The organism is Asanoa iriomotensis (assembly GCF_016862515.1).
GTDB lineage: Bacteria > Actinomycetota > Actinomycetes > Mycobacteriales > Micromonosporaceae > Asanoa > Asanoa iriomotensis.
In genome coordinates, this window is record NZ_BONC01000115.1 from 1 (window position 1) to 13,721 (window position 13,721).

Annotated in this window: 12 protein-coding genes; 10 read left to right on the plus strand and 2 right to left on the minus strand. The window is 72.7% G+C overall.

Annotated elements, in window-relative coordinates:
• Nucleotides 1-150: 150 nt before the first annotated feature.
• Complete coding sequence (locus Air01nite_RS38830) at nucleotides 151-729, minus strand: TetR/AcrR family transcriptional regulator (protein ID WP_203708418.1); 579 nt, start codon at nucleotides 727-729, stop codon at nucleotides 151-153.
• 54 nt (nucleotides 730-783) lie between these two features.
• Between Air01nite_RS38830 and Air01nite_RS38835 the strand changes: the two genes are divergently transcribed.
• From Air01nite_RS38835 to Air01nite_RS38880, 10 genes are all read left to right on the plus strand, one after another.
• A complete protein-coding gene (locus Air01nite_RS38835; RefSeq protein ID WP_203708419.1) occupies nucleotides 784-2,112 on the plus strand; it encodes an NAD(P)/FAD-dependent oxidoreductase in 1,329 nt (442 codons plus the stop codon).
• 649 nt (nucleotides 2,113-2,761) lie between these two features.
• Nucleotides 2,762-3,970 (plus strand): N-methyl-L-tryptophan oxidase, encoded by a 1,209-nt coding sequence (gene solA / locus Air01nite_RS38840; RefSeq protein ID WP_203708420.1) that lies wholly within the window; start codon nucleotides 2,762-2,764, stop codon nucleotides 3,968-3,970.
• Between the two features lie 24 nt (nucleotides 3,971-3,994).
• Nucleotides 3,995-4,966, plus strand: a complete 972-nt coding sequence (locus tag Air01nite_RS38845) for a cobalamin biosynthesis protein (protein ID WP_203708421.1) — start codon at nucleotides 3,995-3,997, stop codon at nucleotides 4,964-4,966.
• The gene (locus Air01nite_RS38850; protein WP_203708422.1) at nucleotides 4,963-6,492 is read left to right on the plus strand and encodes a cobyric acid synthase; all 1,530 of its coding nucleotides are present in this window, start codon (nucleotides 4,963-4,965) and stop codon (nucleotides 6,490-6,492) included. Before Air01nite_RS38845 ends, Air01nite_RS38850 begins: the two co-directional genes overlap by 4 nt.
• A 5-nt stretch (nucleotides 6,493-6,497) precedes the next feature.
• Nucleotides 6,498-7,082, plus strand: coding sequence for a uridine kinase family protein (locus Air01nite_RS38855; protein ID WP_239091267.1), 585 nt, complete (start codon nucleotides 6,498-6,500; stop codon nucleotides 7,080-7,082).
• A 229-nt stretch (nucleotides 7,083-7,311) separates the two neighbouring features.
• On the plus strand, nucleotides 7,312-8,418 hold the full coding sequence (locus tag Air01nite_RS38860) for a M48 family metallopeptidase (protein ID WP_203708424.1): 1,107 nt from the start codon (nucleotides 7,312-7,314) through the stop codon (nucleotides 8,416-8,418).
• Nucleotides 8,419-8,499: 81 nt separating this feature from the next.
• Nucleotides 8,500-9,879, plus strand: a complete 1,380-nt coding sequence (locus tag Air01nite_RS38865; RefSeq protein ID WP_203708425.1) for a dipeptidase — start codon at nucleotides 8,500-8,502, stop codon at nucleotides 9,877-9,879.
• Nucleotides 9,880-9,931: 52 nt separating this feature from the next.
• Nucleotides 9,932-10,138: a hypothetical protein gene (locus tag Air01nite_RS38870; protein ID WP_203708426.1), complete on the plus strand. Its 207-nt coding sequence runs from the start codon at nucleotides 9,932-9,934 to the stop codon at nucleotides 10,136-10,138.
• Nucleotides 10,139-10,213: 75 nt separating this feature from the next.
• The gene (locus Air01nite_RS38875) at nucleotides 10,214-10,585 is read left to right on the plus strand and encodes a VOC family protein (RefSeq protein WP_203708427.1); all 372 of its coding nucleotides are present in this window, start codon (nucleotides 10,214-10,216) and stop codon (nucleotides 10,583-10,585) included.
• A gap of 499 nt (nucleotides 10,586-11,084) precedes the next feature.
• Entirely contained in the window at nucleotides 11,085-12,641 is a 1,557-nt protein-coding gene (locus Air01nite_RS38880) for an ATP-dependent DNA ligase (protein ID WP_203708428.1), read from the plus strand.
• A 125-nt stretch (nucleotides 12,642-12,766) separates the two neighbouring features.
• On the opposite strand, the gene Air01nite_RS38885 is transcribed toward Air01nite_RS38880, so the two are convergent.
• The gene (locus tag Air01nite_RS38885; RefSeq protein WP_239091268.1) at nucleotides 12,767-13,300 is read right to left on the minus strand and encodes a GNAT family N-acetyltransferase; all 534 of its coding nucleotides are present in this window, start codon (nucleotides 13,298-13,300) and stop codon (nucleotides 12,767-12,769) included.
• Nucleotides 13,301-13,721: the final 421 nt, after the last annotated feature.

The window sequence follows — 13,721 nt, forward strand, 5'->3', positions numbered from 1 at the left end:
CGACCGAGGAGGTGGCGGACGGCGAGGTGCCGGCCCGCTACGGGGACAGTGACGACCTGTTCGACGACTCGGAGTTCCCGGATCTGCCCGAAGCGGCTGGTGCCGCCGTCGGTCCGTCGGGCTCGGAGGAGGTGCGTGTGCCCGCCTGAGTCAGCCGGTGCCGTTGGCCGCCGGTTGTCCCAACAGGGCGGCCAACACGGTGCCGAGATAGGCCTCGAGCGCCGCGCCGTGCGGCACCGCCTCGGGGATCCGCACCACGAGCTGGATGTGGCCGAGATAGGTGGCGTAGGCGAACAGCGCCCGGCGGTCGGCCTCGGCGGGGTCGAAGCCGAGCGCGGTGAGCTGAGCGGCGATGTAGGCGGTCCGCCGGGTCACGGCCCGGCGCATCGCCGGTGCCACCGCCGGGTGGTCGGCCGCGGCGTGCAGGTGCACCTCGACGGGTGCCCGGTCCGAGGCGGTGACCGCGACGAACAGGGCGCGCAGCCGTGCGGCTGGGTCGGGCTCCGCGTCGACGGTGCGCAGGATCGCGTCGGTGTAGGTCTCGTCCCAGCTCCGCAGGGCGGCCTCGAGCAGGGCGTCGCGGTTGGCGAAGTGCCAGTAGAAGCTGCCCTTCGTGGTGCCGAGCCGGGTGGCGAGCGGCTCGACCGCCACTCCGGCCAGGCCTTGTTCGCCGATCGCGGTCAACGCGGCGGCCGTCCAGTCGTCGGGTCCGAGACGGGGTTTACGCACGACCATACGTTACCGTATGGTCTCTCCATACGGTTCCGTATGGAGGTGGGCCAGATGGATCATGACGTGATCGTTGTCGGCACCCGGGCGGCGGGCGCCGCGACCGCGATGCTGCTGGCGCGGGCCGGGTTGCGGGTGCTGGCGGTCGACCGGGCGCGGTTCCCGAGCGACACCCTGTCGACCCACCAGGTGCAGGTGCCGGGCATCGCGCGGCTGGGTCGGTGGGGCGTGCTCGACCGGATCGCGGCGGTGACGCCGGCGGTGCCGGTGGTCCGGCTCGACGCCGGCAGTGCGGTGCTCGAGGGGCGCTATCCGGCGGTGGACGGGGTCGACGCGCTCTACGGGCCGCGGCGGACGCTGCTCGACGCGGCCCTGGTCGACGCCGCGCGGGCGGCGGGCGCCGAGGTCCGGGAAGGGTTCGCGGTCGAAGAACTGACCCGCGACCCCGAGGGCCGCATCACCGGCATCCGCGGCCGACTTCGCGGGGAGGGGAGGGGGAGGGGCCCCGATTCCGGCCGGATGACGGCGACCGCGCGGCTGGTGATCGGGGCCGACGGCAAGCGGTCCATGACCGCCCAGGCGGTCGGAGCCGGCAGCTATCACGTGCGGCAGCCGGTGACCTTCGCCTGTTACAGCTACTGGTCGGGGGTCGATGTGCCGCCCGGGTCGATTCATGTGCGGTCGGGGCTCACCGTTCCGGCCTTTCACACCAACGACGGGCTTGTGATGATCGCGATGTTCGCGCCCATGGCGGAGTTCGATCGGTTCCGGGCCGATCCCGAGGCCGGCTATCTGGCGGCGCTCGACCGGTGCGGGGATCTGGGTGAGCGGGTCCGGGCCGGGGTGCGGGCCGAGCCGTTCCGGTTGGCGCCGGACGTGCCCAACCTGTTTCGGACGCCGCACGGGCCCGGGTGGGCGCTGGTCGGCGACGCCGGCGTGGTCATGGATCCGGTGGCCGGGCAGGGGATCAGCAACGCGTTCCGCGACGCGGAGTTGCTCGCGGCCGCCGTCGTGCGGGGGCTCGATGGTGGTGGGCTCGACGAGGCTCTGGCGGGCTACCAGCGCGAACGTGATGCCGCGGCGCTTCCGGTGTTCGCGATGACCAGGGCGTTGGCGACGTTGCGGGTCTCCGGTGGGCAGCGGCTGCTGCTCTCCGCGATCGCCGACGATCCGGCCGAGACGTCGCGGTTTCTCGGGGTGCTCGCCGGTGCGGCGCGTTACGACGAATACCTGCGTCCGGGCAACGTGCTGGGGCGGCTCGGTGGTGGCGTGGTGCGGCGGCTGCGCAGGCTCGGTCGGCCGGTCACGGCAGCCTGCGTCGGCGGCGGTCGCGCGCCAACCGTGGCCGGCGATGCTACTGACGCGACCCCAGTCTCCGGTTGATTGCCGGTGGCCGCGGACTGGCAATCAGGTGGTGAGCGGCAGCGGCGGTCGGGTGGAGATCGGGTCACTGTCGGTGGCTGGTGATCGCGGAGCGGCGGTGCCGGGACCAGCGATCGCTTGATTGCCGGTGCGTGGTGGCCGTGGACCGGTAGTCAGGCGGTGGCCGGGGCCGGCGATGGAGTGGGGATCGGCTGATTGGCGGTCCCTGGTGGCCGCGGAGCGGCGATCAAGCGGTGGCCGGGGCCGGCGATCGAGCGGGGATCGGCCGATTGCCAGTGACCGGCGACCGCATACGGCGATCGGGCGGTGGCCGGGACCGGCGATCAGGCGGAGGTCGGTTGATTGCCACGGCCGGGTTCGCCGGTTCGGCGTGTGGGCTCGCCCGGTGAGGTGTTCTTGCTCGACGGGAGTCCAGTGGATCTCGCGCGACTCGGCCCGCGTGCGGGTCATTGTCAGCGGCGAGACGAATTGGTCTCGGCGACGTCAACCAGCCTCCCGGAGCGCATCCGGCCGCGTGGACGGGCGATTCGCCCCACTTCGCGGTGACGGCGGGCCTGCCGACCAGCGTCAACGAGGAGGCGGGCCCGGACCGGACGGTTACGTGTCTCCTGTCCGTTTCGGGCCTCGCCGGTGCGTCTAGGCTCTCGGAATGGAGCTGAGCGGTAGCCGCCCCGAAGTTGTGGTGGTGGGGCTGGGCACGATGGGCGCCGCGGCGGCGTACCACCTGGCCAGCCGGGGTGTTCGGGTGTTGGGACTCGACCGGTTCACGCCGCCGCACGCGCGCGGTGAGCACGCCGGCGGTTCGCGGATCATTCGGCAGGCGTACGCCGAAGGTCGTGCCTATGTGCCCTTGGTGCAGCGCGCCTACGAGCTCTGGCGGCAGCTCAGTGACCTCTCCGGCGTCGAGTTGGTGACGCAGACCGGCGGTCTGATGCTCGGCGACCCCGACTCGACCCACGTCGCCGGTGCGCTCGCGTCCGCACGGGCCCACGGGCTCGATCACGAGTTGCTCGACGCCAAGACCATCCGCGAGCGGTTTCCGGCCTTCACGCCCGAGGACGGTGAGGTCGGGCTCTACGAGCGGACCGCGGGTGTGGTGCGGCCCGAGGCCGCGATCGGTGCGCACCTGCGGCTGGCCGAGCGGTCCGGCGCCGAGCTGCGGTACGGCGCCGCCGTCACCGGCTGGGAGGCCACCGACGACGGGGTCACCGTGCGGGTCGACGGCGAGACCGTCACCGCCGACAAGCTCGTCGTCTGTCCCGGGCCGTGGGCCGCCGGGCTGCTGCGGATGCCGGGCGCTCCCATCAGTCTGGAGAGCCGCCTCCAGCATTACTGGCTGCCGTCCGAGCCGTTCGCGATCGGGCGCTGCCCCGTCTGGATCTGGGAGCCGGACGGCGACGCGGTCGGCTACGGGGTGCCCGCGTTCTCGCCACCCAGCGACCTGCACGGTGTGGGGCCCGGGGTCGGCTCCGTGGTCAAGGCCGCGTTCCACAGCGGCGACCGGCCCGCGGACGCCGAGCTCGGCGCGCCCTCGGCGACGCCCGACGACCTGAGCGCGATGCTGGCCTGGCTCGCCTCGCGGCTGCCCGCGCTGGCCGACTCCACGTACATCGAGGCCAAGCCCTGCCTCTACACGATGACCCCCGACGGCGACTTCATCCTCGGCGCGCACCCCGATGCGCCGAACGTGGCCGTGGCGGCCGGCTTCTCCGGGCACGGCTTCAAGTTCGCGCCCGTCGTCGGCGAGATCCTCGCCGACCTCGCACAGACCGGGCAGACCCTGCACACCATCGACCAGTTCGCGCCGGGTCGGTTCACCGCCAAGGCCACCGGACGGCACGCGTACGGCCCAGCCTAGGGTGATCATGTGGGATGGCTGGCGGTGGATCGGACGGCACTCGGCGATCGGGCGGCGGACGCCGCCGGGCTGCTTGCCGGGTACGGGCTCGACGCGCTGCTGGGTGATCCCCGGCGCTTTCATCCCGTCGCCGGTTTCGGCACGCTCGCGCAGCGGCTCGAACGGCGCCTCTACCGCGACGACCGCCGCGCCGGGGCCGCGTACACGCTGATCGCCGTCGGCACACCCGCGGCGCTGGGCCTGGCCGCGGCGCTCGCCACCCGCGGCCGCCCGATCTCCCGGTTCGCCCTGACCGCGGCCGCCACCTGGACCGTGCTCGGCGGGCGGACCCTGCGCGCGGAAGGCAAGGCGATGGCCCGCCACCTGCGCGGCGGCGACCTGCCGGCCGCACGGGGTCGACTCAACCACCTGTGCGGCCGTGACCCGGCGCGCCTCGACGAGCCGGAGTTGGCCCGGGCCACCGTCGAGTCCGTCGCGGAGAACACGTCCGACGCGGTCGTCGCGCCGCTCTGCTGGGGTGCGGTCGCCGGCGTGCCGGGGCTGCTGGCCTACCGCGCGGCCAACACCCTCGACGCGATGGTCGGTCACCGTTCCGCGAGATATGCCCGGTTCGGCACTCCCGCCGCCCGCCTCGACGACCTGCTCAACCTGGCTCCGGCACGGCTGACCGCGCTGCTCACGATCGCGGCCGCGCCACAGGTGCGGGGTCGGCGGCAGGAGGCGTTGCGGGTCTGGCGGCGGGACCGCAACGACCATCCGAGCCCCAACGCCGGCCAGTGCGAGTCGGCGATGGCGGGCGCGCTCGGTGTCCGGCTCGGCGGGCGCAACGTCTACTTCGGACGCAGCGAGACCCGGCCGTACCTCGGTGACGGTCCGCGCCCCGACCACCGCCACATCGCCCGCGCCGCGCGGCTGTCCGGGACGGTCGGTGTCGCGACGGCGGCGCTCGCGGCGGTCGCGGCGCTGGCCCGGCCCCGCCTGCGGGCGTCGCGATGACCGGCGGCCTGCTGGTCGCGGGCACCACCTCCGACGCCGGCAAGAGCGTCGTCACGGCCGGGATCTGCCGTTGGCTGAGCCGCCAGGGCGTACGCGTGGCGCCTTTCAAAGCCCAGAACATGTCCAACAACTCCGCCGTGGTGGTCGGGCCGGACGGGCGCGGCGGCGAGATCGGGCGCGCGCAGGCGATGCAGGCCGCGGCCTGTGGCATCCCGGCCGACGTGCGGTTCAACCCGGTGCTGCTCAAGCCCGGCAGCGACCACTCCAGCCAGGTCGTCGTGCTCGGCGAGGCGGTCGACCGGGTCGACGCGGGCAACTTCCGGGCGCTCAAGTCGCGGCTGGCCGGGACCGTTTTCGAGACATTCGACCAACTGCGCGGCGAGTACGACATCGTCGTGTGCGAAGGCGCCGGCAGTCCCGCGGAGATCAACCTGCGGGACACGGACTTCGTCAACCTCGGCCTGGCCCGGCATGGGCGCCTGCCGACCGTGGTGGTCGGCGACATCGACCGCGGCGGCGTGTTCGCGGCGCTGTTCGGCACCGTCGCGCTGCTGGACAAAGCCGACCAGGACCTCGTCGCCGGGTTCGTGGTCAACAAGTTCCGTGGCGACCGGGGGCTGCTGCAGCCCGGCATCGACATGCTGGAGCGGGTGACGGGGCGGCCGACGTACGGCGTACTCCCGTGGCATCTTGATCTTTGGTTGGACGCCGAGGACTCGCTCGCCTACGGCACGACGCTCGGGCGGCCCGCGGCGCCGCACGGCGCGGAGTGGCTCGACGTGGCGGTGGTGCGGCTACCGCGGATCTCGAACGCGACCGACGCCGAGGCACTGGCGACCGAGCCCGGGGTTCGGGTGCGGCTGACGGTTGAGCCTGCCGACGTCGCTGCCGCCGACCTGGTGGTGCTGCCGGGCAGTAAGTCCACTGTGGATGATCTGCTGTGGTTGCGTTCGGTCGGGCTGGCTGATGTGGTGGCGCGGCGCGTCGCGGCTGGTCGTCCCGTTCTGGGGATCTGTGGCGGCTATCAGATGCTCGGGCGTTCCATTCACGACTCCGTCGAGAGTGGGCGGGGGACGGTCGACGGGCTCGGGCTGTTGCCGATCGAGGTCACGTTCGATGCGCGCAAGACCGTGACGCTCGCGGCCGGCACGGCTTTCGGCGGGGTTCCGGTCAGCGGCTACGAGATTCATCACGGGTACGTTTCCGCGGGTGCGCCGGCCGCGCCCCTGCTTTCGTATCTGGACGGGCGACCCGAGGGTGCCCGGGACGGCGTCGTGTTCGGCACGCACTGGCACGGTGCGTTCGAGTCCGACGAGTTCCGGCGTGCGTTCCTGGTGGAGACGGCGCGGTTGGCGGGGCGGGCTTTCGTGCCCGCGCCGGATACGGCGTTCGCCGCTGTTCGCTCGCGCACTCTCGACCTGCTCGGGGACCTGGTCGAGGAGCACCTCGACACCGGTGCGCTGTGGCGGCTGGTCGAGCAGGGGCCGCCGGACGGGCTGCCGTTCGTGCCGCCCGGCGCGCCGTGAGCGCGGTGACGTTCTCGGGGTTGGCGCGGCGGATCCTGCGTCGGCGGGCTCGGCTCGGGGGGACGCGGCTGGTCGCGGTCGACGGGCCGAGCGGGGCGGGCAAGACGGTGTTCGCTGATCGGTTGGCGGCGGCTGTGTCTTCTGCCGGTGGGGTGGCGGTGCCGGTCGTGCACACCGACGACTTTCTCGACGGGTGGGACGACCAGTTCTCCTACTGGGAGCGGCTCGACGCGCTCGTGTTGGGGCCGTTGCGGGCGGGGCGGGCCGGTCGGCATCGGCACTACGACTGGGCTCGGGGTGCGTTCGCCGGGCCGTGGGTGGTGGTGCCGGCGGCGCCCGTGGTGGTTCTCGAGGGGTTCGGTGCTTCCCGGGCAGGGGCGGAGCTGACGTTCGCGGTCTTCGTGGACGCGCCGCCGCGGTTGCGGTTGTCACGGTCGTTGCGGCGGGACGGTGCTGACACGCGGGCTGATCTGCTGCGGTGGCGGCGCCGTGAGAACCGGCATTTCGCGGCCGATCGCACCGCGGAGCGGGCCGACGTGGTGGTCTCCGGGGTGTGGAGTGGCGAGCCGGTGATCTGTCCACAGGGGTAGGCAGGGGGTTGACCCGCGTGCTCCTTCGTGCATCGGTGGCTCCGTCGCGCGTATCCCCTGGAAAAGCGGCATCGCGCGGGCCTGGCTGTCGGCCGCGGACCGGGCCGTCCTGATCTGGTCGTTCCGATGCGGTGGTCCGAGCGGTCAGTGGTTATCCACAGGCATAGACGGGCGCCGTGGCGTGGTGCACGCTGGGCCATGACAGCGGCGGCGATCGGGGGAGCCCACGATGAGCGGCGACGAGAGTGCGACGGTGCCCGCACGACGGCGGGTGGCGCTGACCGGGATCAGCTCGCGAGCGTGGGAGCATCCGGCCGACCGCGGCGCGCTGACCGCCCTGCGCGAGCTACGTGGGTTCGACGACGTGCTCAAGGCGTTCTTCGGCATGTGGAACGAGCGCGGCTTCCGGCTGACCTTCCTGGCGTCGTCGATCCGCGTCGACCACCGGCAATATCCGCGGGTCTACGGGCTCTACGCCGAGGCCGCGCAAACGCTCGACCTGCCTGAGCTACCCGAGCTTTACGTGCGGCATTCGCCCGTGCTCGGCGGCCAGGCGATCGGGCTCGAGCGGCCGTTCATCGTGCTCGACTCGGCGTCGGTCCAGCAGCTCGACGACGAGGAGCTGCGCACGCTGCTCGGGCACGAGATCGGCCACCTACGCAGCGGGCACGCGGTCTACAAGACGATGCTGATGATCCTCACCCGGTGGGCGGCCAACCTGAGCTGGCTGCCGGTCGGCGCGATCGCGCTGCGGGCGATCATCGCGGCGATGCTGGAGTGGTGGCGCAAGGCCGAGCTGTCCGCCGACCGGGCCGGCCTGCTCGCCAACCAGGACCCGGCGTCCTCCCTGCGCCTGCTGATGAAGCTCGCCGGCGGCGGCGACCTCAGCCAGATCGACACCGCGGCGTTCCTCGAGCAGGCAGCCGAATACGACGGGGGCGGCGACCTCCGCGACAGCTTCCACAAGATCCGACTAACCGCCTGGAACAGCCACCCGGTTCCGGTCGCCCGGGCCGCCGACCTGCGGCACTGGGTCGACTCGGGTGACTACGCGCGGATCGTGAGCGGCGACTACCCGCGCCGCGACAGCGACGGCGGCGCCCGGGTCACCGACGACATCAAGGCGGCGGCCGAGTCCTACCGCGAGGCGTTCGGCCGGTCGCAGGACCCGCTGGTCGGGCTGCTGCGCCGGCTCGGCGACGGCGCCAGTGACGTGGGCGAGTGGGCCGGCGGCGGCGCGGCCAAGGCGCGCAGCTGGGTCAGCACCGCGGCCGATGCCGCCGGGCGGGCCGCCCGGGGCCGCAACGAGCGCCGCGACGACTCCGGGCCGGCCTGACGGCGGTCGGGGCCGGTGCGCCCGACCTGGGCGGCGGATGGCCTGGTCGGGCCGGGTGAGGGGGCGGCTTACGATCACGGGATGACCGCTCCCATCCTCTCCGAGTCCGAGCTGCGCGCCGCCATCGAGCGCGAGATGCCGGGCGTCCGTGCCGACCTCGAACGCTTGATCCGCATCCCCGGAATCGCGTTCGACGGTTTCGACTTCACCCACGTCGAGCGCTCCGCGGAGGCGGTGGCCGAGCTCCTGCGCGGGTGCGGGCTCGACGTCGAGATCGTCCGCAACGGCGGCCAGCCCGCCGTGATCGGGCACAAGCCGGCGCCCGAGGGTGCCCCGACGGTCCTGCTCTACGCGCACCACGACGTGCAGCCGATCGGCGACGTGACGCTCTGGAAGTCGGAGCCGTTCGTGCCGACGGAGCGCGACGGCCGCCTCTACGGGCGCGGCGCGGCCGACGACAAGGCCGGCGTGATGGCGCACGTGGCAGCGCTGCGGGCGTTCGGCGACGCGCTGCCGGTCGGGGTTGTGGTGTTCGTCGAGGGCGAGGAGGAGTTCGGCTCGGAGTCGCTGGAAGGGATGCTGACGCAATACCAGGAGCGGCTGCGCTCCGACGTCATCGTGATCGCGGACTCGGGCAACTGGGACATCGGCGTGCCCGCGGTGACCACCTCGCTGCGCGGGTTGGTCAACTGCTTCGTCGAGGTGCGCGTCCTCGAGGCGGCCGTACACAGCGGCATGTTCGGCGGTGCCGTGCCGGACGCGCTGACCACGCTGGCCCGGCTGATCGCCACGTTCCACGACGCCGCCGGCGACGTGGCCGTCGCGGGGCTGCTCCGCCGGCCGAGCGCGGTCGTCGACTACCCGGAGGACCGGCTGCGCGAGGAGGCCGGCATGCTCGACGGCGTCGAGTTCATCGGCACCGGGCGGCTCACCGACCGGATCTGGCACCAGCCGACCGTCTCCATCCTCGGCATCGACGCCCCGCCGACCGCGGGGGCGCCCAATGCGCTGATCCCGTCGGCGAAGGCCAAGGTCAGCGTGCGGCTGGCGCCGGGCGAGGACCCGAAGCAGGCGTACGCGGCGATCGTCGACCACGTCGAGAAGCACACGCCGTGGGGCGCACAGGTGTCGGTGGTCCTGGAGTCCGACGGGGCGCCGTGCGAGATCGATACCAGCGGGCCGATGTTCGCCGCCGGGCGGTCGGCGTTCCGGGCGGCGTGGGACGGCGTCGAGCCGGTCGACATGGGCGTCGGGGGTTCGATCCCGTTCATCGCGACGTTCCAGGAGATGTTCCCGGAGGCGGCGATCCTGGTCACCGGCGTCGAGGACCCGAACTCCAAGGCGCACGGCCCGAACGAGAGCCTCCACCTGGGCGAGTTCAAGCGTGTGTGCCTGGCCGAGGCGCTGCTGTTCGCGAACGTGGCCGCGGTCGCACGCGACTCCGCCGGCACGGTCGGGTGACTCTTCGATCTCCGGGCGGAAAATGTCGGTGGGTTGCCCTACTCTATCGAACATGAGTACGAACGAGGCCATCACGCGGCTCGGCGCCGCGGTCAGTGCACTGGGAGACCTCGATGTCTCCGCGTGGTCGGAGGAGGCCCTCCGCGAGCAGCTCGGCGAGCTGTCGGTGAACCTTTGCGCCCTCGACGCCCTGCTCTCGAAGGTCGCCGACGGCGTACGCTCCCGCGGCCTACGCATCGAGGAGCCGGTCGCCGCTTGAGTGAACTTCCCGGAGGCCGGCGCCATCGTGGCCGGCCTCCGGGAAACTGTCATACCGGGCCGATAGCGTCGTTTCATGGACTGGAAGATCGAACTCGTCGCAATCCCGGTAACCGACGTCGACCGCGCCAAGTCGTTCTACGTCGACCAGTGCGGCTTCAACGCCGACCACGACCACCAGGTCAACCCCGACGTCCGCTTCGTCCAACTGACCCCGCCCGGCTCGGCCTGCTCCATCGTCCTGGGCACCGGCATCACCGAGATGGCACCGGGCTCCCAGAAGGGCCTGCAGGTGGTGGTCGCCGACGCGGCCAAGGCCCGCGAACAACTACTGAGCAAGGGCGTCGACGCGAGCCCGGTCGACGTCCAGCCGTGGGGTTCCTTCGTCTATTTCGCGGACCCGGACGGCAACACGTGGTCGCTCCAACAGATCCCACCCCGCCCCTGACGGTGACGACGCCTGCCGCCGGCCGCCGCTCCACGCCCGCCGGCGGCCACCACCCCAACCGCCACACCTGACGACGGCGCCGGCCGCGGTCGCCGATCGGGGTCCGACCGCGTTGGGCACGGTGGTTCCGGGCGCGGGGGTCGCGCGCGGGCGTGCGGTCCGTCGTGGTTGGGCGTGTTGTCGGCGGAGCCGCTGGGCGACATCCGACTGGTTTGGGCGTGGGTCGGGCGTGATCGCTGCGTGCCGGCGTGCGGTCCGGTCCGGGCGGGGTTCGTGTCAGGCGCGGTCGTCACGCAAGGGTTATGCGGTCCAGCCGGGTTGGGCGTTGTGTCGAGCCGAGTCGCTGGGCGCGGTGGGTGAAATGGTGTCGGGCGCAGTCGCCGCGTGCTGTCCGAGATCGTAGGCGAGCGGTCGTTGCTCCTGCGGCGCCAGCGCACAGACGCCGCGACGGCCGGCGCAGCGGGCCACGTTTGTCGTACCCGGGTGCCACCATGTGGAAATGCTGTTCGCAGATCTTGCCGCGACTTCGGCGGCGGTGGCCGCTACCTCTAAGCGGCTCGCCAAGGTCGATCTGCTCGCCGCTGCGCTTCAGGGGCTTGATCCGGGCGAGGTAGAGGCGGGATCGGCCTACCTCGCGGGTGAGCTGCGGCAGCGGCAGACCGGCGTCGGCTATGCGGGGCTGCGCGACCTGCCGCCGCCGGCCGAGCAGCCGACCTTGAGCGTCGGGGCGGTCGACGCCGCCGTCGCGGAGATCGCCGCCGTCGGTGGGAGCGGGTCGCAGGCGCGGCGCAAGGCGCTGCTCGGTGCGCTGTTCGGGGCCGCGACCGTCGACGAGCAGCGGATGTTGCGCGGGCTGTTCAGCGGCGAGCTGCGGCAGGGTGCGCAGGCGGGGCTGCTCGCCGACGCGATCGCCCGCGCCGCCGACGTGCCGGGGCCCGCCGTGCGCCGCGCGTTGCTGCTGGTTGGCGATTTCAAGACCGTGGCGGTGGCCGCGCTCGAGGGTGGGGTCGCGGCGCTGGCGGAGTTCGCGTTGCAGGTGGGGCGGCCGCTCGCGCCGATGCTGGCGTCGAGCGCGCCGAGTGTCGACGATGCGCTCGACGCCACCGGTGTGCCGGCCGCGGTCGACGTGAAGCTCGACGGCATCCGCATCCAGGTGCACCGCAGTGGCGACGACGTCGCCGTTTTCACCCGCAGCCTTGACGAGATCACGCCGCGGCTGCCGGAGGTGGTCGAGGCGGTGCGGTCGCTGGCGGTCCGGGACATCGTCCTCGACGGTGAGGCCATCGGGCTCGACGCCGACGGCCGACCGCGGCCCTTCCAGGAGACGGCCAGCCGGGCGGCCACCCGTGGAGCACGGCGGGGTGCACCGGCGGCGCCGGCCGTCGACGGGGTGAGGTTGACTCCGTACTTCTTCGACGTGCTGCACATCGACGGTGCCGACCTGCTCGACGCGCCGGGCGTGGAGCGGTGGGCCGCCCTCGAGGCGACGCTGCCCGAGACGCTGCGGGTGCCACGCAAGATGGTCGAGGGGCCGGAGTTGGCGCACGAGTTCTACGCCAAGGCCCTCGACGCCGGGCACGAGGGCGTGGTGGTGAAGGCCGCCACCGCGGCCTACGACGCCGGGCGGCGTGGTGCCGCCTGGGTCAAGGTCAAGCCGCGGCACACGCTCGACCTGGTCGTGCTCGCGGTCGAGTGGGGGAGCGGCCGCCGCACCGGCTGGCTGTCCAACCTGCACCTCGGCGCGCGGGACCCACGCACCGGCGGGTTCGTCATGCTCGGCAAGACCTTCAAGGGATTGACCGACGAACTGCTGCGGTGGCAGACCGAGCGGTTCCAGGAGCTGGCGGTCGACAAGGGCGACTGGGTGGTCCGCGTCCGGCCCGAGCAGGTGGTCGAGATCGCTTTCGACGGGGTGCAGACGAGCCCGCGCTACCCGGGCGGGGTGGCGCTGCGGTTCGCGCGGGTGCTGCGCTACCGCGACGACAAGACCGCCGAGGAGGCCGACACGATCGACACGGTGCTAGCCATCCATGCCGGGAAGCCGCTCACCGACTGAGGGGCAAGGCCGCCCATTTCCAGACCAATGCCCGGCGCGTGCCGCCCACGAACGCCCGGCTGCGAACTGGACGCGGCCAAACTGGGCGTCGCTGGTGTTGTGCGGGCGTTGGTGCCTGGCTGCCGTTACTTCAGGTCGGCCGCGACGAATGACCAGACCTCCAGGTCGACGCGGCCGCTGTGTACGTAGCCGGCGTTGCGCAGCAGCCCCTCGTAGGTGAAGCCCGCCTTCTCCGCCACCCGGCGTGATGCTGTGTTGCCCGGGGCAACCCTTAGCTCGATTCGCTGGAAGCCGTGCTCCAGGATCAGCGCAATCGCCAGCGCGTCGACCGCCTCGGGCGCCACGCCGAAACCGCGGGCCTCGGGAGCGATCGCGTAGGAGACTTCGGTGACCTTGGCGCCCCAGTCCGTGCGTTTGGTCCACAGGCAGCCGACAAGCCGGTCGTCCTCCCGCCGGATGATGCCGTAGTGGTCGCCGGCGCCGCTGTCGCGGCGCTCCTGCGCCATTTCCGTGCACCACGCGGTGCCGTCGATCTGGCCGAAGTCGCGCGGGAACGGCAGCCACCGCTGGGTCTGTTTGTCCGCGAAGATTTCCGCGACTGGCTTGGCGTCGTCTTCCGACAACTGGCGTACGTGTACCCGCGGCGTCGACACCTGCATCACCGGAAAAGTCCTCAGCGGAAGCTGGCCCCTCACGCGATCCCCCCGTCGTCGTCCCGCGTCCGTCCTGCGCCCGGCAGGTGTGGCGGCTGCGGCACCGGCACCGCTGGCACCTCGGCCGTGCCGCCGGCCAGCGCTCCGTCGGGCCCTGCCTGTCCCGACAACGCGTCGCCCGTGCGACCAGCTACAGGCTGGCCACCCCGCACCGGCCTCGCCCCGCCACCGTGTCCCAGTTCCGGCGACTCACCCGCACCAAAGCGGGCCCCAGGGCCGTAGCCGCCGGACGCCGGGGCCACCTCGGTCGCCGACATGGGCATCGCGCCGCGTTCGTTCCGGCCCTGGCCTCGGGGCACCGGGTTTGGCGGCTGAGTCGCGGACCCGCGCGTGCCGTCGCCTCCGCGCTGGTCATGGCCCATGGGGA